Source organism: Microbacterium sp. Nx66, from assembly GCF_904066215.1.
Taxonomy (GTDB): Bacteria; Actinomycetota; Actinomycetes; order Actinomycetales; family Microbacteriaceae; genus Microbacterium; species Microbacterium meiriae.
In genome coordinates this window covers 1,281,131-1,297,766 of the sequence record NZ_LR880474.1, presented here as the reverse complement: position 1 = coordinate 1,297,766, position 16,636 = coordinate 1,281,131, and the positions used below count along the sequence as shown (strand labels likewise).

The following is a 16,636-nucleotide window of genomic DNA, read 5'->3' as shown; positions in this document are numbered from 1 at the left end:
GTACTCATGTCCGCGCAGATCGACGTCTCCGACGAGGTGCTCTCCGGCGAGGCGGTCGCGATCGACGTCCAGCCGGTGGGGTTCCTCCTCCGGGCGGCCGGCGCCGTCATCGACATGCTGCTGGGCTACGCCGTCTTCGTCGGGTCGATCTTCCTTCGCATCTGGCTTCTCGACATCGGCGTGCTCGACACCGCCACCGACCGCATCGCCCTCGTGGCCTCCCTCGTCATCAGCTTCGTGATCCTGCCGATCACGATGGAGGTGGCGCTGAAGGGACGCAGCCTCGGAAAGCTCGCCGTCGGCGGCAGGATCGTACGGATGGACGGCGGAGCGGCCGGGTTCCGCCACGCGTTCATCCGCGCCCTGCTCGGCGTCCTCGAGATCTATCTCACCTTCGGCGGCCTCGCCGTCCTGGTCGGGGCCTTCACGGCGCGTTCCCAGCGCCTCGGCGACCTGGTCGCCGGCACGTACAGCCAGCGGGTACGCACCCCGCAGCTGGTCACGCTCGCGCCGACGCTGCCTCCGGCGCTGACGGCATGGGCGCAGGTCGCCGACGTGGCGCGGCTTCCTGATCGGCTCGCCCGCCGCATCTCCCAATTCCTCGTGAGCGCCCCGCGCATGCTCCCGGCTGCTCGGGAACGCGTGGCCCGCGACCTGCTCGCCGAGGCCGCACCCTTCATCTCCCCCGTACCGGCGGCGCCGCCCGAGCTCGTGCTGGTCGGCGTCACCGTCCTCCGCCGCGAGCGCGAACGCCGCGCGCTGGACAACGCGGATCGACGTGCGGAGCGACTGACGGGTCGCCGTCTGGGCGCCTGACCACCTCGCCGGTCGCGTCGGTCAGGCGCGCAGGGCCTCGTGGCGGACGACCAGCCATCCCGCAGGGACGGAGAGGCGGTCCGCATGCGGCGCACAGAGGTCGTGCGCCTGCGGATCGTTCGCCGCACCGAGCGGCCCGAGCGCGGCCATCTGATCCCCGTAGTCATACGTGAGGGTGGCCACGGCCTCGCGCGCGCAGCCGACCTTCGAGCACAGTCGTCCGTCCATCTCCGTCAGCGTACGGCGCCTCCCGGCGGCGGCGGGGCTGCCGCGCCGGGAGCCGCCACAGCGCCTAGACTTTTCGGCATGCCCCGTCGCCGTTCCGTCCCCGCCGCCGCCGCTCGCCGCGGTGCCAGGCACGGCCGGCACGGTCGTCTCGGACGCAGCGAAGTCGTGAAGCCGCCGCTTGCCCCGTTGGACGGCCGCATCGATCGCTTCGACCTCACCGTGGGCACAGCGGTCGAGTTCCTGCGCGGGACGTGGCCGGAACTCCAGGACGTCCGATTCGAGATCGGTGCGCTGCCGACGTACGACGCCGACGGCGAGGTGCCGCGTTGGCACCTCGACCGCGATCAGCGGAGGATCGTCCTCTTCCGGATCCCGATCGAGCGGCTGCTCCCGCCGGGACACGACGACGCCGCGCATCGACGGATGGCGATCGAGAGTGCCGTCTTCCGTGCGGCGGCGGAGTACGTCGGCCGGGAACCGTGGGATCTCGGCCACGGCCGCTGACCCCGCCCGTCAGGGGTAGACGGTGATCGACGCCTCGACCCCCGGCGACGGCGGGACCGGAAGCACGGCGAGGGCGCCGGGCGCCGTCATCGCGACGGCGGCGTGCACCTCTCCCTCCGGACGGAGCACATAGGTCGTGTCCGCTGCGACGTCGAGGCCACGGGTCTCCCCCGCCGGGATGACGATCTCCTGCGGCGAGCCCCCGTCGATGGTCGAGAGGGAGACGGTGGTCTCCTCATCGGACGTGTTGGCCAGCTGCAGCCGCGGGGATGGACCGGACGGCACGGCGAAGGCGACCTCCGCGTCTATCTCCGGTGCGGGGGTGACCCACGCGAAATCGGAGTCCGCTCCGAAGCCGTCCTGCTGCCGCACCCCGGCGACGACGGGGGCATCGGCCTCGATCTCCACGGTGTAGGTCCCCGGCTCGAGACCGCTGAGCGAGACCTGCGCGGGCTCGTCGGCGGTGAGCGGCACCGTGAACGCGTCCAGACCGGCGCCACCGCCCTCGGCGGTCACATGGACCTCGGCGAGCGCGTCCGTTCCGGGCGCGAGCAGACGCAGCACCGTCATGTCGCCCTGGTCCCCTGCTGCCGCGAAGGCCTGCACACCGGGGAGCACGACGTGCTGCTGCGGGCCCGACACCGCTTCCTGCTGGTCGGCCCCGGCCGGGTCGAGCACCTGCATCAGCGCCGACTGCAGGACGGCGCGGACGGGCGCTCCGACCGCACTCACCTTGACGACGGGGACGTCGTTGCCCGCAGCGATGGACGTCAGCGGCAGTGCCGTCTGCGTGCGCGGCGGGACGATGACCGTCCGTCCGCCGCGGGCCGTTCCGTAGACCGCGAGCGTCACGGTCGCGGGGACGTCGGCTGTGTTCGCGAGGAGGACGACGTCCTCGGCTCCGGTGCCCACGTACCCGCCGACGAGCCACGACTCGAGCCGAGGCACTCCGCAGGGAGAGGCGGCGAAGCCGGCGAGGTCCTCCGCGGCGAGAGTCGACGACTCGGCGCCGGCGATGAGCGGTGCTGACCGCCCCTCGACGGCTCCGGTGAGCACCGGCACCTCCTGCCCGTCCACGAGGTCCGGCACCGCGAGCCCCGTCTGCGACGGGACGCCGTTCGTGCCTCCCGCTGTGAGCTCGGGGGTCGCCGCCCGGCGCATCTCCGACGGCGCGGCCGTGTTGCGACCGAGCGCGCGGAAGTCGCCGGCGCACACCAGGACGCTGTCTCCGGGGAGCGGGGTCACCCGCTCCTGCGCCGGCTCGTGCGTGACGGTCGGCCAGGGGGCGTGCACGGCGGTCGCGACGCCCAGCACACAGGCGGCGGCGACCACGACGCCGGTGACGACCCGTGCGCTGGTCGCAGCGACGCGGAACGCGCGAGTGCCCGTCATCGGTGGTCCTCCTCGGAGCTGGTGCTTCCCTGGTGGTCGGCGGACGAGACATCCGGCCGGTCCTCCTCGCCGTCCGCCGTCGGGCGGGGGTCTGCACCGTCGTCAGCGGGTTCGGCGTCGGCGATCGGGGCGAGTGCCTCGTCGGCGAGCGCGGGTTCGTCCTGCGGGTCCTCGACGGTACCGACCGGCGGCACGACGGCCGCGTCCGGCACCGAGTCCTCCGCGTGGCGTGGCAGGACCAGAGGTTCCTCCGGCGCCCTGCCGACGATCCTCGACTGCGCTCTGGCGGCCCGACGCGACGCGCGCGTCGGGATGGACAGGAGCAGCGCGGCGAGCACGACGAGGAGCTGCAGCGTCACGACGACCCTGGCGGTCCCCTCCTGCGTCGCGCTCAGCGCTGCCGGCTCCGCCGGCTCGCCCTCGAGGCGCCAGAGGACCCCGCGGTCCGTCGAACCGGCCTGCACGAGGCCCGCCCGCTGGTCGATCGCGGCGACGGAGGCCGTGCGCAGGGTGCGTGCGCGATCCCCTTCGCCCGGTACCTCGGCGAGGAGGACGTAGCTGATCCCCTGCGCGAGGAGCTGCGCCGGCGCGTCGAAGTCGCGGGCGGAGATGAGATCGACGGCGAGGACGGCGAGGTCCGTCCCCTGCGGTTCGACCGCCGTGGAGAGCATCGTCGTCTGCGCTCCCAGGGTCTCGCTCGCGCCGCGCACCACCTCGACGGCGAGACCGCCGTCGTTCTGCGGCGTGAGGATGAGAGTGGAGATCGGACGGTCCCCGGCCGCCTGCGCACGCACGTAGGCGGGCAGCGTGGATTCGGGGCCGTTGGTCAGCGCGGAACGGTCGCCGTGGAACGCGGTGAGGGCGGGGACCGCGCACACCACCAGCGCGAGGGCGGCCAGTCCCGTGGCGGCCACGCGCAGTCGGGGAAGCGTGAGCGCCGTGTCCAGCGTGATCGTCGCCGCGCCGACGACGCCGATCCAGGCGAGGCTCAGACCGGTGCCCGGCCAGAGCGGGACCGCGGTCGCTCCTGCGGAGGCGACGCTGACACCGACGGCGAGGAACGCCGTGGCGAGTCCGCTGAGCGCGACGACCAGCATGGTGATCCCCGCACGCCACCGGGGCGAGACGGCGGATCCCAGTGCGAGCAGCGCGAGCGGCGCGCACAGCAGCGCCGCCCAGGTGCCGGGAAGGACGGTCGCCCACCCTGCCAGATCGCTCGTGGGGAAGCCACCGGCGATCGCCAGGCGACCGGCGGCGTCGGCGGCCGCCTGCGGCCCGAGCCACGTCCGTCCGGGATCGGCGAGCAGACCGAGGGCCGTGCCGTGGGCGAACTGCCAGAAGATCAGAGGAGCGAACAGCGCCGCGGTCGGCAGCGGGAGCCAGAGCAGGCGGCCGGCCCCGCGGAACTGCGCAGTTCCCAGCACGATCCCCAGAGCCACGACCCACAGCACCGCGAGCGCCGGAGCGAGGACCGGCGCGCAGGCGACAACCGCCGCCAGGAGCAGGGACGCGCTTCCGGCCGCGCCCCAGGAACGGTGGGCGACCACCGCCGAGTGGAACAGCCACGGGAGCAGCAGGTGGACGAGCACGGCGGAAGGCCGACCGTCCACGAGTGCGGTGAGGAACGTCGGCGCGAGCGCCCACGCGATGCCGGCGAAGATGCGCAGGCCGGCTCGGTCGGTGACGCGGGTCGCGGCGAACCATCCCCCGAGGACGGCGAGCGGCAGTGCGAGGATCCACAGCAGCACCATCGCGAAGGACGGCGCCCCGGGCCACAGCGAGCCCAGCACCGCGACGACCGCGGCGAACGGGTCCGCAGGGCCGACGAGGTCGATGCCGAGCCCGCGCCTCCCCCACGCCGCATCCTGCCACAGCGCGGCGACGGTCTCGCGCAGGGGCAGGAGGCCCCCGCCCCCCAGCGCCGGCCAGGCGAGGAGGCTGGTGAAGGAGGCGATGCTCACGACGAGCGCGGCCAGCACCGCCCACGCCCCACCCCCGGAGAAGAAGCGGAGCTCGCTGACGGCACCGTGTTCGCTGCCATGACCGTCGTCGAGCCGGCGCCGCAGCTGCGCGGGGGTGACCCGCAACGGGGCGATGCTCGCCCAGGTGGAGGATCGGAACGAGCGGATACGGGCGCGCGATCGCGCCACGGCGCCGAAGCGGATCATCGCGAGGAGAGCCGCGCCCCACTCCGGGAACACCGCCTCGGGCCGCTTGCCGATGAGATGGGTGAGGGAACGCCACAGCGCGAGCGGCAGGAAGGTCAGCCAGTGCAGCGGCACGGCGGCCGCGGGCGCATAGGCGAGGCGCCGATGGAGCTGGGCGAGACGGGTGACGAATGCCCTCCGGGCTCGTCCTGCCGGTAGCGCCGCCGGACCATCCGGGGCCGCGGAGACCCTCGCAGCCGGGGCGAGGACCACACGCCCGCCTCCGAGCCGCGCGCGGACGCCGAGGTCGAGGCCCTCGTCGGCACCGCCGAGGGCGGGGTCCGGCCGCAGCGCGTCGCGCACCTCGCCGCGGATGAGCAGGCCGCGGATGTCCGCCCCGAGGGCGTCGTCCATCCGGTCGTGCTGTCCCTGGTCCAGCTCCCCGGCGGCCAGCTCGACCGAGCGGCCGAAGGTGGTCATGCTCACGCCGAGGGAGACGATCTCGCGCTCGTTGTCGGTGGCCACGAGCTTCGGAGCGACGATCGCCGCGGACGGGGAACGCTCCAACATGCCCGTGAGCCGTTCCAGCGCCCGCGGGTGCGGCGCGGTGTCCTGCGCGAGGATCCAGATCGCCGATCCGTCGAGGACGCGTGGACGCGCCAGCTCGAGGGCCTCGGCGAACGAGGTCGACGACCGCGCCTCGATGATGCCCTCGACGGTGGCGGCGACGGCGTCGCTCTCCCGTGCTGTGGTGGCGTCGCCGCAGATGATCAGCGTGACGGCCGCGGGCGGGAGCGTCTGGGAACGGACGGCGTCGAGCGTGCGGAGGAGCTGGGCGCGGGCGGAGGGGCCGGGGCGCGCGACGATGAGGGCATGAACTCGGGCTGGCATGACGTGGTCAGCCTATGCGGGGCGTCAGTCCAGGAAGCGCACCGCTCCCGGCGCGCCCACGAAGCCGCGCCGTGGAGGCGTCAGCTGGCGCGCCGCTTGAGCTTGCGCCGCTCGCGCTCGGAGAGCCCGCCCCAGATGCCGAAGCGCTCATCGTTGGCCAGCGCGTATTCGAGGCACTCGCCACGCACGTCGCACGCCGTGCAGATGCGCTTGGCATCCCGCGTGGAGCCGCCCTTCTCCGGGAAGAAGGCCTCGGGGTCGGTCTGCGAGCAGAGCGCGTCGCTCTGCCAGGCAAGGGCGTTGTCGTCGTCCGGGTCGGACCGGCGGACCCCGGGAACACCGAGGTTGACCGGATCGACGAACCAGTTCTCCGGCACATCGGAACGGTAACCCGTCATCTCGACCTCCAACCCTTCAGAAACCGCCCCCCTGGCGGGCCGTGCTCACCTAATTACACCCGTGTCATTCGCTCGGGTCAAGTCGCGGATCGTAAACCCTCAAGCGTTTCTTGAAGGTTCATGAGCTTCCACCGGCGTGTCGCGCGCCTGCGCTCGACCCCTCAGCGTCCGGGGGTCGCGACGAAGACCTCGCCCGCCCCGGAGAGCGTGAGGGAGCGCTCATCGGCGTCGGCGAACGCCACCGTGCCGATCGGGACGGAGACTTCCGCTCCGGACTCCGCCGTCACCCGGACGGAGCCGGCTGTCGCCAGCACCATGGTCGGGCCGGACACGTCCAGGGTGACCGCCGTGTCGTCGATCCTGACCCGTCGGAGGGCGAAGTCGGGCACGGGCACCGGGTACGTCGTCACGGCTTCGTCGCCCGCGGGCCGCAGGACCGGGACCTCGCCGGGCGTGGTGTCCAGCACGGCGAGCAGTTCGGGCACATCGATGCGCTTGGGGGTCAGACCGCCCCGGAGCACGTTGTCGCTCGCGGCCATGATCTCGACACCGAGGCCGGAGAGATAGGCGTGCAGCAGCCCCGCCCGAAGGAAGACGCCCTCGCCGCGGCGCAGCACGAGGTGGTTCATGAGCAGGGCGACGACGACCCCGGGATCACCCGGCGAGCTCTCGGCGATCGCGGCCACCGCACGCAGGGCCGGGAACTCCTCCCCTGCGGCGCCGGCGGCGGCGACGACGGCGGCGATGATCTCCTCGACCTCCTCCTGCGCTCCTCCACCGAGCAGCCAGCCGATCGCGTCGCCGAGCGGGTCGCCGTCACCCGAGAGCCGCTCCCGCAGGGCCCGCACCCCCGGACCGTCCTCGAGGGCCTCGAGCAGGCGCAGCGTGTCCGCTATCGGACGCAGGCCGCTGAGCGACTCGAAGCGGTCGCTCAGGGCGACGATCAGCTCCGGCTTGTGGTTGGCGTCGCGGTAGTTCCGCCGCGGGTCGTCCAGCGGCAGCGCGCTCTCCCTGGCCCAGCCGTCCTGGGCCTGTTCCCTGGTCGGGTGCACCTGGATCGACAACGGCCGCGCGGCGGCGAGGAGCTTGAGCAGGTACGGCAGCGTGCCGCCCGTCACCGTGTCCAACGTCCCCCCGTCCGCGAGGTCGGCGGGATCTCCCGGGTGGTCGCCGAACCAGACCTCGGCCTCCGGCGCACCCGTCGGGGTGCGGCCTTCGAGCTCGGCGAGGAGGGACGGCGATCCCCAGGCATAGTCGCGGGGCACGTTGGTGAGGCTGCGCAGCATGCCCCCAGCGTAGAGCCCGGTGCGACGGACAGGTCGGATCCGGGCACGTCGCGGTAGCCTGAGTCGCGATGGCCCAGTACACCAAGCACCCGGTGGCAGCCCTGCCCACCGCGCCCGAGCGCGAGTCCACGGGGCACCTCCTGCTGCGCGGATACGTCATCGCCGTCCTCTTCGTGGCGTTCGCGCACTCGGCGGTGTACAACCTGCTCGGCGAGATCGGCGCCGCGATCGTGCTCGCGCTCTTCAGCGCGGCCACCCTCGCGATCGGCGTCCCGATGCTCGCGAGGAACCGCCCGCAGCCCTTCCGCTGGCGCCGGCTCCCCTGGGCGGCCGTCGGCTACACCGCGCTCGCCCTCCTCTCCGTCGCCTGGTCCCAGTGGCGGGTTCCCACCGTCGCCACGGGCATGCTCCTGGCCGCCGTCACGGTGAACGGCCTGTTCATCGCGCACGTGCTCACCTGGCACGAGATCGTGCGCGCCCTGTCGTCCGCCTTCAAGTGGATCCTCGGGCTCTCCCTCGCACTCGAGCTGTGGGTGTCGTTGGTCCTGCACGGCCCTCTCCTGCCGAACTTCGCGGACATCCCCACAGGGAAGATCGATCCCCAGTGGTACTGGGTCCGCGACAACCTGTTCGACGGGGGACGCATCCAGGGCATCCTCGGCAACGCGAATCTGCTCGGCATCGTCTCGCTGTTCGCGCTGATCACGTTCGGCGTGCTGTTCGCGGCGAAGGCCCGCTGGCGGACGACACTCGCGCTGTGGATGATCCTCGCGGCGTACTTCCTCTTCCGCACCGCGTCCGCGACCGCGCTCGCGTGCGCCGGTGCAGCCGCCGTGGTCCTCGTCGTCGCCCTGCTGATGCGCCGTGCAGCGTCGCCGACCGCCCGCACCCGGATCTACGTCGTCGCGATCGGGTCCACCGCAGTCCTCGCCCTCGCCCTGTGGCTGCTGCGCGAGCCCCTCCTCGGTCTCCTCGGCCGCAGCGCCGATCTCACCGGCCGCTCGAACAAGATCTGGGCGGCGGTCCTGGGACGCGTCGGGGAGCACCCGGTCATCGGCAACGGCTTCTCCAGCCCGTGGGTCCCCACGGACCCTGCCTTCGACGGCTGGATCGTCGACCACGGGATCACCGTGTTCCACGCCCACAACATGTGGCTGGACGTGCTGCTGCAGCTCGGCGTCCTCGGACTCGTGCTGATGGCCGTGGCGTACGGCAGCCTGCTGTGGCGCTCCTGGTTCTTCGCCGTCGATCGCCCGCGGTGGGACCTCGATGCCCACCGCCCGTACTCCCCGCTGACCCTGCTGCCGAGCCTGTACACCGTCGTCCTCCTGGTGCAGGGGCTCACCGAGTCCACGCCGATCATGCTGTGGGGCTGGCTGCTCCTGGTGCTGCTGTCGTTCAAGCTCAAGTCGGTGCCGCTGGTGGGCGTCGGCGAGCGCGACCTCGTGTTCGAGCGCGGCACGGCGACGCGGCGGGTGCCGTGACGGTGCATCCGCTCGTCCGTCTCCTCGGCTCAGCCGAGATGGCCAGGGCCTTCACGCTCGCGGCACTGACCGCCGTGTTCGGCTCGTTCGCCATCGGACGGATGACGTCGCCGGTCACCCTCGCCACCGTCATCACCGCCCTGTGCCTCCTGGGAGCCGCGATCCTCTGGGTGCGCAGGGAGGAGCTGTCCCCGCTGCGCATCGCGCCCTCCTCCCTCCTGGCGTTCCTCGCGTGGGCGCTCGTGAGCCTGGTGTGGACGACCGACCGCTCCGACACCGTGCTGGGCTGGCTGTCGCTCTTCGGGTACGCCTTCCTTGCCATCACCATCGGGCACATCCGCGACACGCTCCAGACCGTCCGTGCACTCGGCGACACCCTGCGCGTGCTCCTCGGCGTCTCCCTCGGCGTGGAGATCCTCTCCGGGGTGCTCCTCGACCTCCCGTTCGCGTTCCTGGACATCCAGGGCAACCTCGCCGCCGGCGGTCCGGTCCAGGGGCTGTTCGGCAGCCGCAACATGCTCGGCTTCATCGCGGTGCTCGCCCTGATCACGTTCGTCATCGAGTGGCGCACCCAGTCCGTCGACCCCCCGCTCGCCGTGGTCTCCGTCGCCCTGGCCGGCGGCCTGGCCTTCCTGTCGTCCTCACCGACGGTGCTCGTGCTGGCGGTCGCCGTGGGGATCGTGACCGTCGCGCTCACCATCGTCCGCCACACCGCTCCGGCGCGTCGGAACCTGGTGCAATGGGCGCTGGGCGTCCTGGTCGCGCTCGCCCTCACCGTCGCGTTCGCGCTTCGTCACCAGATCATCGCGCTGCTCGACGCCGGCTCCGACTTCTCCATGCGGGCCGAGCTGTGGAACATGATCCTCGACTTCGTCGCCGTGAAGCCCATCACCGGGTGGGGGTGGTTCGGCGACTGGGCTCGAGGCGAATACCCCTTCACGTTCATCAACTTCCAGCTCGACGACCGGCACCAGAGCGCGCTGAACGCCTTCTTCGACGTGCTGCTGCAACTCGGCGCGGCGGGGCTGGTGCTGTTCCTGCTGCTCGGTGGGATCGCGTTGATCCGCTCCTGGCTGGTCGCGAGCGTCCGCCGCTCGGTCGTCTACGCCTGGACCCCGATCACGCTCGTGACCCTCGCGGTGGACTCGATGTTCGAGAGCTTCACCCTCGTCGGCGCCGGGTGGTTCATGCTCGCGCTGTGCGCCCTGCGCGCCGGTCAGTCCCGGTCGTGGCGCGAGAACATCGACGCGGCGCACACGGGGACCATTCCCACCCTGCGCCCACAGGAGTGAGCTCGGCGGGCGGTCAGCGGACGGTGGGGAGCTTCTCCGCCCAGGCGAGCGCGTCGCGCACGCCGTCGTCGACAGAGCGCTCCGCACGCCACCCCAGCACCTCGCGCGCCCGATCCACGATCGCGAAGGCCCCGGCCTGGTCGCCGGGCCGGCGATCGGTCTCGACCACAGGCAGCGGTGCCCCGGTCACGCGCTCGAACGCCTGCACGAGTTCCCGGACCGTGACACCGTCTCCGGTGCCGAGGTTGATCACCTGATACGGCTGCTCCGGCGTCGCGACGTCGTCGAAACGGGTCACCGCCGCGACGTGTGCGAGCGCGAGATCCCAGACGTGGATGTAGTCCCGCAGGCCCGACCCGTCACGGGTGGCCCAGTCCGTGCCGGTGATCGTGAAAGGCTCACCGGCCGCGCGCGCCTGCATGATCTTGCCGAGCGCGTGCGACGGCGTGGGGTTCTGCAGTCCGGTCCGGAGCTTCGGGTCGGCACCGATCGGGTTGAAGTAGCGGAGCGCGATGGCCCGGAAGTCCCCGGCGGCGGCGGCATCGGAGAGGATCTGCTCGACCATGGCCTTCGTGGTCGCGTAGGGGCTCGAGGGGGCGAGACGCCCGCTCTCGTCGACCCCGTCGCCCGTCTCCCCCGCGTAGATCGAGGCGGAGGAGCTGAACACGATGCGCGGGATGCCCGCATCGCGGAGGCGCCGGAGGAGCGTGATCGTCTTGCCGACGTTGCTGTCGTAGTAGCCGAGCGGATCGGCCACGGACTCCGGCACGACGATGCGCGCGGCGCAGTGCACGACCGCGTCGATGTCGGGGTGCTCGCTCAGCAGCCGGTCGAGGACGGCGGCGTCGGCGATGTCGCCGACGTAGAGGTGGCGTCCCTCCCCGAAGGCCGCCAGCCCGGTGGACAGATCGTCGAGCACCACGACCTCGATCCCGGCCTCGATGCACGCCGTCGCCACGGTCGATCCGATGTAGCCGGCCCCGCCGGTGATCAGTACCTTCATCGCGGCCAGTCTAGCCAGACGCGCCGAGCGCAGGGGGTCGGCTCTCCGCAGATCCGAAGGCGACCACCGGTAGGCTACTCACTGCTCGTCGAGTCGCGCGCTGCCCCTCCGGCAGCAACCGCGGCACCAACAACGGAGAACCTCCCTGTGGCCCACGTCCTTCAGAACGTCGTCTTCCCGCTCGATCGCGACCCCGATCTTCTCCCGCTGTACGCGGATCCGGAAACGTGGTCGGTGATCGAGGAGGAACCGGTCCGGGTCTCCAGCCGCGCGCACCTGGGCAACATCCTGGGACGGCACCGCGCCCGCATCGTGGCCGGTCGGCGCGTCTCCCTCGGTACCTACTTCAACGCCTTCCCCGCGTCGTACTGGCAGCACTGGACGAGCGTCCGCGAGGTGCAGCTCACGGTACGGACCACGGGGCCGGCGACCATCCTCGTCTACCGCTCCAACGGCGGCGGAGTCCGCCAGCGCGTGGCCACTCGGGAGGTCACCGGCGAGGCGACGACCTCGTTCGACCTCGACCTCACCCAGTACAGCGACGGCGGCTGGATCTGGTTCGACATCGTCGCCGACGAGAAGCCCGCCGTGCTCGAGGGCGCGGAGTGGACCACTGAGCAGGAGCCTGCCCGCACCGGGAAGGCCTCCCTCGGCATCACGACGTACAACAAGCCCGACTACTGCGTGGAGACCCTGAGGGCGCTCGCCTCCTCCCCCGATGCGCTGGAGTTCGTCGACCGCATCTTCCTCGTCGACCAGGGCACGCAGCTCGTCGCGGACCAGGACGGCTACGCCGAGGTCGCCGAGCGCCTGGGCGAGACGCTGCAGGTCATCCGCCAGGGCAACCTCGGCGGATCGGGCGGCTTCGCCCGAGCGATGCACGAGTCCCTGCAGCGCCCGGAGAGCGACTTCGTGCAGTTGCTGGACGACGACGTCCGCATCGAGCCGGAGTCCCTGCGGCGCTCCATCGTCTTCGGTCAGTTCGCGACGACGCCCGTGCTCGTCGGCGGACACATGTTCGACCTCCTCGACCGCCCGAAGCTGCACGGCTGGGCGGAGGTCGTCGACGAGGGGCCGTTCATGTGGCGCAACCTCTACCAGGAGAAGATGCCGCACGACTTCGGCGTCGCCAACCTGCGCCAGTCGCCGCTGCTGCACATGCGGATGGACGCCGACTACAACGGCTGGTGGATGTGCCTCATCCCGCTCGACGCGGTGCGCAAGGTCGGGCTGTCCCTTCCCGCCTTCATCAAGTGGGACGACGCCGAGTTCTGCCTGCGTGCCGGCGAGGCGGGCTTCCCGACCGTGTCGATGCCCGGCGTCGCGCTCTGGCACGTCTCCTGGGTGAACAAGGACGACTCGATCGACTGGCAGGCCTACTTCCACGCCCGCAACCGGATCGTCGCCGGGCTCCTGCACTCCGGAGCACCTCGAGGCGGCCGCCTCATCGTGCACAGCCGGCGCGTGGATCTGAAGCACCTCATGATGATGCAGTACTACCCGGTGGCGCTGCGCAATCGCGCCCTCCGCGACGTGCTCTCCGGACCCGACCACATGCGCCGCAACCTGGCCACGGCGATGCCGGCCGCACGCGCCCTGGCCGCGGAATACCCGGAGACGGTGGTCCATCGCGATCCTGCGCGCGTGCTGCACTCGCGCCGCGGACGACAGGTCTACAAGCGGCTGCCGAAGAACGAGTTCGACAGCCCGACCGGCTTGCGACTGCGGATCTTCACACTGAAGACGCTGCTCTCGCACTGGGTGCACCGCCCTGACCCGGCGAACATCGCTCGGCCGGAGGTGGAGTTCGGGAAGGGTGACGCACACTGGTGGCGCGTCCCGCTGTACGACAGCGCGCTCGTGAGCGCCGCCGACGGGTCCGGGAAGAACATCTACACGCGCGACCGTGCCAAGTACCGCCGCATGCTCCGAGACACCGTGCGTCTGCACGCTCAGCTGCGACGTCGATGGCCCGAACTGCAGCGTCAGTACCGGGAAGCACTGCCGGAGCTCGTCTCGCCCGAATCCTGGCAGCAGGTCTTCGAGGAGAAGGCATGACCACCGAGGCTCCTGCCTTCGATCCCTCTTCCGCCGCGATCGTCATCGTCACGTACAACCGCTCGCATCTGCTGACCGGCCTGCTCACGAGCATCACCGCGATGGATCCGAAGCCGGGCCACGTGATCGTGATCGACAACGCCTCCTCGGACGATACGACCGACGTCGTCGAGTCCTTCCGAGACGACATCGGCACCGACCTCGTGTATCGCCGTCTCGACGTCAACACCGGCGGGTCCGGCGGATTCAGCGAGGGCATGCGCACGGCGTACGACCTCGGCGCGCAGTGGATCTGGATGATGGACGACGACGTCGAAGTGCTCCCGGACGGTCTCGCCCGAATGGGCGCCTGGGCACCGCGCTTCAAGAGCATCCAGGGACGGCGCTACGACTACGACGGCAGCGAGTTCTACTGGCAGTACCGCATCGCGGAGCGCATGGGCATCCCGATCCCCTTCGCCCCTGCAGGCTTCGATTCCTCCGGCTACAAGGAGATGAACAGCGGCTGCTTCGAGGGGATGTTCATCCACCGCTCGATCGTGAAGCAGATCGGCCTCCCCGACCCCCGCTTCTTCATCTACTGGGACGACCAGATGTACGGGTGGCTGGCCTCGCGCCTGACCACCGCGGTCATCGTCGACGAGTTCGTGCTGCGCCGCACCCGCGAGATCCGGCAGTGGGACATGGGCATCCGGCACATGAACGCCTCGAGCAACGCCTACCGTTACTACATCATGCGCAACCGGGCCTTCATCAAGCAGTACTATCGCGTGCACGGCGTCTACAACCCCGTGCTGTTCGGTCTCGGGACGACCGCGACGTTCTTCAAGGAGCTGATCCGGCTCGTCTTCGTGGAGCGCACCGTCCGCGGCACGAGCAACCTGTTCCGCGGGCTCAGGGACGGCGGCCGCATCGGTCGCGATCGCACCTGGGAGCCGATGAGCCCTCTGGAGGCCTGACATGGACGAGCCGCAGCCCGAGGTACGGTGGGCCCCGCTTCCCCCCGCGCCGAAGCGCACCGGCCGGGTGTGGCTGATCGTCGGGCTGAGCGTTGCGGTGCTCGCGATCGTCGGGGTCCTGCTGTTCTTCCTGTTGCCGCGCGATGGTGGCCCCGAGCCCGCCGGCAGCGCGAGTCCGTCTCCGACGGCAAGCCCGTCCGAGACGTCCGCTCCCACGCCGACCGCCACGTCGGCCCCGTCCGCGACCCCGGACCCGACTCCGATCACGACCGCGCCCCCGGTCGGCGACCCGACGGTCGAGGTCTTCCGCGACAAGGTGTCCGGGTGGCTGAACTCCGCTGACCGGGGACTCGACATCATCGCGGGAGCGAGCGGCCAGGACGCGCTTCCTGTCGTGGATTCGCTCCAGCAGGACGCGCAGCGCCTGGGCGACGCACTGCCGCCGTCGTCCATCCAGGACCCCTGGCGCTCCGGCGTGGAGACCTACGCGCAGCGCCTCGCAGCACTGCGAGCGGCGATCGAGAGCGGCTCCGGAGTGTCAGGGGCGATCGCCGATGCACGCTCCGCCGCGGCAGATCTGCGCGGCCTCGTCGGCCTCTGACACTCCGGGTCGGTGCGTCGCCTCAGACGGAGTAGTCCGCGTTGTAGCGGTCCAGGACGTCCTTGATCGGGGCGTCCATGGCGAGCGTGCCGCGATCCAGGTACAGCCCCCTGGTGCAGAACCGGCGCAGGTCGCGCTCGTTGTGACTGACGAAGAACAGCGTGCGGCCGTCCGAGAGCAGTTCGTCGATGCGCTTGTAGCACTTCTCCCTGAAGGCCTTGTCGCCGACCGCGAGCACCTCGTCGACGAGCAGGATGGGTTCGTCGAGCTGCGAGACGACGGAGAACGCCAGACGCACCTTCATGCCGTTCGAGAGGTGCTTGTAGGGCGTCTCCTCGAATCCGGCGAGTTCGGCGAAGGCGATGATGTCGTCGTACCGACGGGCGACCTCGTCCTTCGACATGCCGTGCAGTCCGGCGGTCAGGCGGACGTTCTCCCGGACCGTGAGGTCGCCGACGAATCCGCCGGTGATCTCGATGAGCGGGGCGACGCCGCCGTTCACACTCACCGTGCCCTCATCGGGCAGGAGGACGCCGGCCACGAGGCGGAGCAGCGTCGACTTGCCCTGCCCGTTCCGACCGACCACGCCGATCGACTCACCCGGCTGCACGGTGAAGGAGACGTCGCGCAGCGCCCAGAACTCGCCGGGACGCGAGCGCCGGGACGCTCCTGCGAAGAGGTCCTTGAAGTTCCGCTGCCCGCGACGGTTGCGGCGGAAGCGGACGCCGAGGTTCTGCACGACGATAGCGGCGTCCATCACAGCTCCTTCAGGACGGGGCGCTCGAGACGTCGGAACGCCCAGACGCCGAGCGCGAGGATGACCAGGCACATCACGGCGCTGACGGTGAGCGTGAACGGGTTCCACTGATCGGGGAAGAACGGCATGCGGTACAGCATGAAGATCCCCGCGAGCGGATTGAAGGCGCCGAGGGTCTGGAAGATGCCGGGCAGGTCCGTGACGTTGTAGATGATCGGTGTCGCGTAGAACATCGCACGCAGGATGAGGGCGGTGGTGCGCTCGAGGTCGGTGTAGAGCACGCACAGCGGAGCGACGAGCAAGCCGAGCCCGACGAGCAGCACGGTCTGCATGAGGATGGCCACCGGCACCCACAGCACGCCCCAGCCGATCTGCACGACCTGGTCGGCATGACTCTCGAACAGGAGGTTGATGACGATGAACAGCACCAGCACCGGCAGGGAGAACAGGAACTCCATGCCCTTGCTGAGGACGATGCGGTTCACCCAGATGGAACGAGGGATCGACGTCGAGCGGACGAGGCGGGCGTCCTTCTTGAACGCCCGGGTGAAGTCCGACACCGAGCTGTTGAACCACACCCACGGCAGCAGCGCACTGATGAGGAAGATGATGTACGGCTGCTCGCCGACGTCGCGGCTGAACACCTGCGTGAACACGAACCAGTAGATCGCGCTCATCACCAGCGGGTCGAGAACCGACCACACGTAACCGAGGAAGCTGGTCGCATACCGGACCTTGAGGTCGCGCGCGGACAGCAGCCACAGCGAATGCAGATAGCGCCGGGGCGTCCCGGGCGCCCCGACAGCAGCGTGACTCACGA

Annotated in this window: 15 protein-coding genes; 7 read left to right on the top strand and 8 right to left on the bottom strand. The window is 70.9% G+C overall.

What is annotated here, in order from left to right; genetic code table 11:
- Positions 1 to 6: 6 nt before the first annotated feature.
- Positions 7 to 816 carry an RDD family protein gene (locus tag MICNX66_RS06060; RefSeq protein ID WP_187663722.1) on the top strand — a complete coding sequence of 270 codons (810 nt, stop codon included), beginning with the start codon at positions 7 to 9 and terminating at the stop codon, positions 814 to 816.
- Positions 817 to 837: 21 nt separating this feature from the next.
- Here MICNX66_RS06060 and MICNX66_RS06055 read toward each other — a convergent pair whose 3' ends face one another.
- On the bottom strand, positions 838 to 1,044 hold the full coding sequence (locus tag MICNX66_RS06055; RefSeq protein ID WP_025103036.1) for a DUF3499 family protein: 207 nt from the start codon (positions 1,042 to 1,044) through the stop codon (positions 838 to 840).
- Between the two features lie 78 nt (positions 1,045 to 1,122).
- Between MICNX66_RS06055 and MICNX66_RS06050 the strand changes: the two genes are divergently transcribed.
- Entirely contained in the window at positions 1,123 to 1,548 is a 426-nt protein-coding gene (locus tag MICNX66_RS06050; protein WP_232089215.1) for a hypothetical protein, read from the top strand.
- A 9-nt stretch (positions 1,549 to 1,557) separates the two neighbouring features.
- Here the strand turns inward: MICNX66_RS06050 and MICNX66_RS06045 are convergent, their stop codons facing one another.
- From MICNX66_RS06045 to manA, 4 genes are all read right to left on the bottom strand, one after another.
- Positions 1,558 to 2,940, bottom strand: coding sequence for a DUF5719 family protein (locus tag MICNX66_RS06045; protein WP_187663721.1), 1,383 nt, complete (start codon positions 2,938 to 2,940; stop codon positions 1,558 to 1,560).
- Positions 2,937 to 5,978 (bottom strand): glycosyltransferase, encoded by a 3,042-nt coding sequence (locus MICNX66_RS06040; protein WP_187663720.1) that lies wholly within the window; start codon positions 5,976 to 5,978, stop codon positions 2,937 to 2,939. The genes MICNX66_RS06045 and MICNX66_RS06040 overlap by 4 nt, the downstream gene beginning before the upstream one ends.
- A gap of 80 nt (positions 5,979 to 6,058) precedes the next feature.
- A complete protein-coding gene (locus tag MICNX66_RS06035) occupies positions 6,059 to 6,376 on the bottom strand; it encodes a WhiB family transcriptional regulator (protein WP_149084934.1) in 318 nt (105 codons plus the stop codon).
- Positions 6,377 to 6,537: 161 nt separating this feature from the next.
- Entirely contained in the window at positions 6,538 to 7,662 is a 1,125-nt protein-coding gene (gene manA, locus MICNX66_RS06030; protein ID WP_187663719.1) for a mannose-6-phosphate isomerase, class I, read from the bottom strand.
- Positions 7,663 to 7,730: 68 nt separating this feature from the next.
- Between manA and MICNX66_RS06025 the strand changes: the two genes are divergently transcribed.
- Positions 7,731 to 9,146: an O-antigen ligase family protein gene (locus MICNX66_RS06025; protein ID WP_187663718.1), complete on the top strand. Its 1,416-nt coding sequence runs from the start codon at positions 7,731 to 7,733 to the stop codon at positions 9,144 to 9,146.
- Positions 9,143 to 10,438 (top strand): O-antigen ligase family protein, encoded by a 1,296-nt coding sequence (locus MICNX66_RS06020; RefSeq protein WP_232089214.1) that lies wholly within the window; start codon positions 9,143 to 9,145, stop codon positions 10,436 to 10,438. The genes MICNX66_RS06025 and MICNX66_RS06020 overlap by 4 nt, the downstream gene beginning before the upstream one ends.
- 13 nt (positions 10,439 to 10,451) lie before the next feature.
- Here MICNX66_RS06020 and galE read toward each other — a convergent pair whose 3' ends face one another.
- Positions 10,452 to 11,441 (bottom strand): UDP-glucose 4-epimerase GalE, encoded by a 990-nt coding sequence (gene galE / locus MICNX66_RS06015; RefSeq protein WP_187663717.1) that lies wholly within the window; start codon positions 11,439 to 11,441, stop codon positions 10,452 to 10,454.
- 147 nt (positions 11,442 to 11,588) lie between these two features.
- Here galE and MICNX66_RS06010 point away from each other — a divergent pair, with 147 nt between their 5' ends.
- Genes MICNX66_RS06010 through MICNX66_RS06000 form a run of 3 tightly spaced genes read left to right on the top strand, consistent with a single transcriptional unit; the run spans position 11,589 to position 15,059 of the window.
- Entirely contained in the window at positions 11,589 to 13,499 is a 1,911-nt protein-coding gene (locus MICNX66_RS06010; RefSeq protein WP_187663716.1) for a glycosyltransferase, read from the top strand.
- Positions 13,496 to 14,458, top strand: a complete 963-nt coding sequence (locus MICNX66_RS06005; protein WP_187663715.1) for a glycosyltransferase family 2 protein — start codon at positions 13,496 to 13,498, stop codon at positions 14,456 to 14,458. The genes MICNX66_RS06010 and MICNX66_RS06005 overlap by 4 nt, the downstream gene beginning before the upstream one ends.
- Position 14,459: 1 nt before the next feature.
- Positions 14,460 to 15,059: a hypothetical protein gene (locus MICNX66_RS06000; RefSeq protein WP_187663714.1), complete on the top strand. Its 600-nt coding sequence runs from the start codon at positions 14,460 to 14,462 to the stop codon at positions 15,057 to 15,059.
- Between the two features lie 22 nt (positions 15,060 to 15,081).
- On the opposite strand, the gene MICNX66_RS05995 is transcribed toward MICNX66_RS06000, so the two are convergent.
- Positions 15,082 to 15,816, bottom strand: a complete 735-nt coding sequence (locus MICNX66_RS05995; protein WP_187663713.1) for an ABC transporter ATP-binding protein — start codon at positions 15,814 to 15,816, stop codon at positions 15,082 to 15,084.
- Positions 15,816 to 16,634 (bottom strand): ABC transporter permease, encoded by an 819-nt coding sequence (locus MICNX66_RS05990; protein WP_187663712.1) that lies wholly within the window; start codon positions 16,632 to 16,634, stop codon positions 15,816 to 15,818. Before MICNX66_RS05990 ends, MICNX66_RS05995 begins: the two co-directional genes overlap by 1 nt.
- Between the last annotated feature and the right edge of the window lie 2 nt (positions 16,635 to 16,636).

Coding starts and splice junctions, on each gene's coding strand:
- MICNX66_RS06060 (WP_187663722.1), top strand. CDS start 7: ATGTCCGCGCAGATCGACGTCTCCGACGAGGTGCTCTCCGGCGAGGCG.
- MICNX66_RS06045 (WP_187663721.1), bottom strand. CDS start 2,940: ATGACGGGCACTCGCGCGTTCCGCGTCGCTGCGACCAGCGCACGGGTC.
- MICNX66_RS06055 (WP_025103036.1), bottom strand. CDS start 1,044: ATGGACGGACGACTGTGCTCGAAGGTCGGCTGCGCGCGCGAGGCCGTG.
- galE (WP_187663717.1), bottom strand. CDS start 11,441: ATGAAGGTACTGATCACCGGCGGGGCCGGCTACATCGGATCGACCGTG.
- MICNX66_RS06040 (WP_187663720.1), bottom strand. CDS start 5,978: ATGCCAGCCCGAGTTCATGCCCTCATCGTCGCGCGCCCCGGCCCCTCC.
- MICNX66_RS06025 (WP_187663718.1), top strand. CDS start 7,731: ATGGCCCAGTACACCAAGCACCCGGTGGCAGCCCTGCCCACCGCGCCC.
- MICNX66_RS06005 (WP_187663715.1), top strand. CDS start 13,496: ATGACCACCGAGGCTCCTGCCTTCGATCCCTCTTCCGCCGCGATCGTC.
- MICNX66_RS06050 (WP_232089215.1), top strand. CDS start 1,123: ATGCCCCGTCGCCGTTCCGTCCCCGCCGCCGCCGCTCGCCGCGGTGCC.
- manA (WP_187663719.1), bottom strand. CDS start 7,662: ATGCTGCGCAGCCTCACCAACGTGCCCCGCGACTATGCCTGGGGATCG.
- MICNX66_RS06000 (WP_187663714.1), top strand. CDS start 14,460: ATGGACGAGCCGCAGCCCGAGGTACGGTGGGCCCCGCTTCCCCCCGCG.
- MICNX66_RS06035 (WP_149084934.1), bottom strand. CDS start 6,376: ATGACGGGTTACCGTTCCGATGTGCCGGAGAACTGGTTCGTCGATCCG.
- MICNX66_RS05995 (WP_187663713.1), bottom strand. CDS start 15,816: ATGGACGCCGCTATCGTCGTGCAGAACCTCGGCGTCCGCTTCCGCCGC.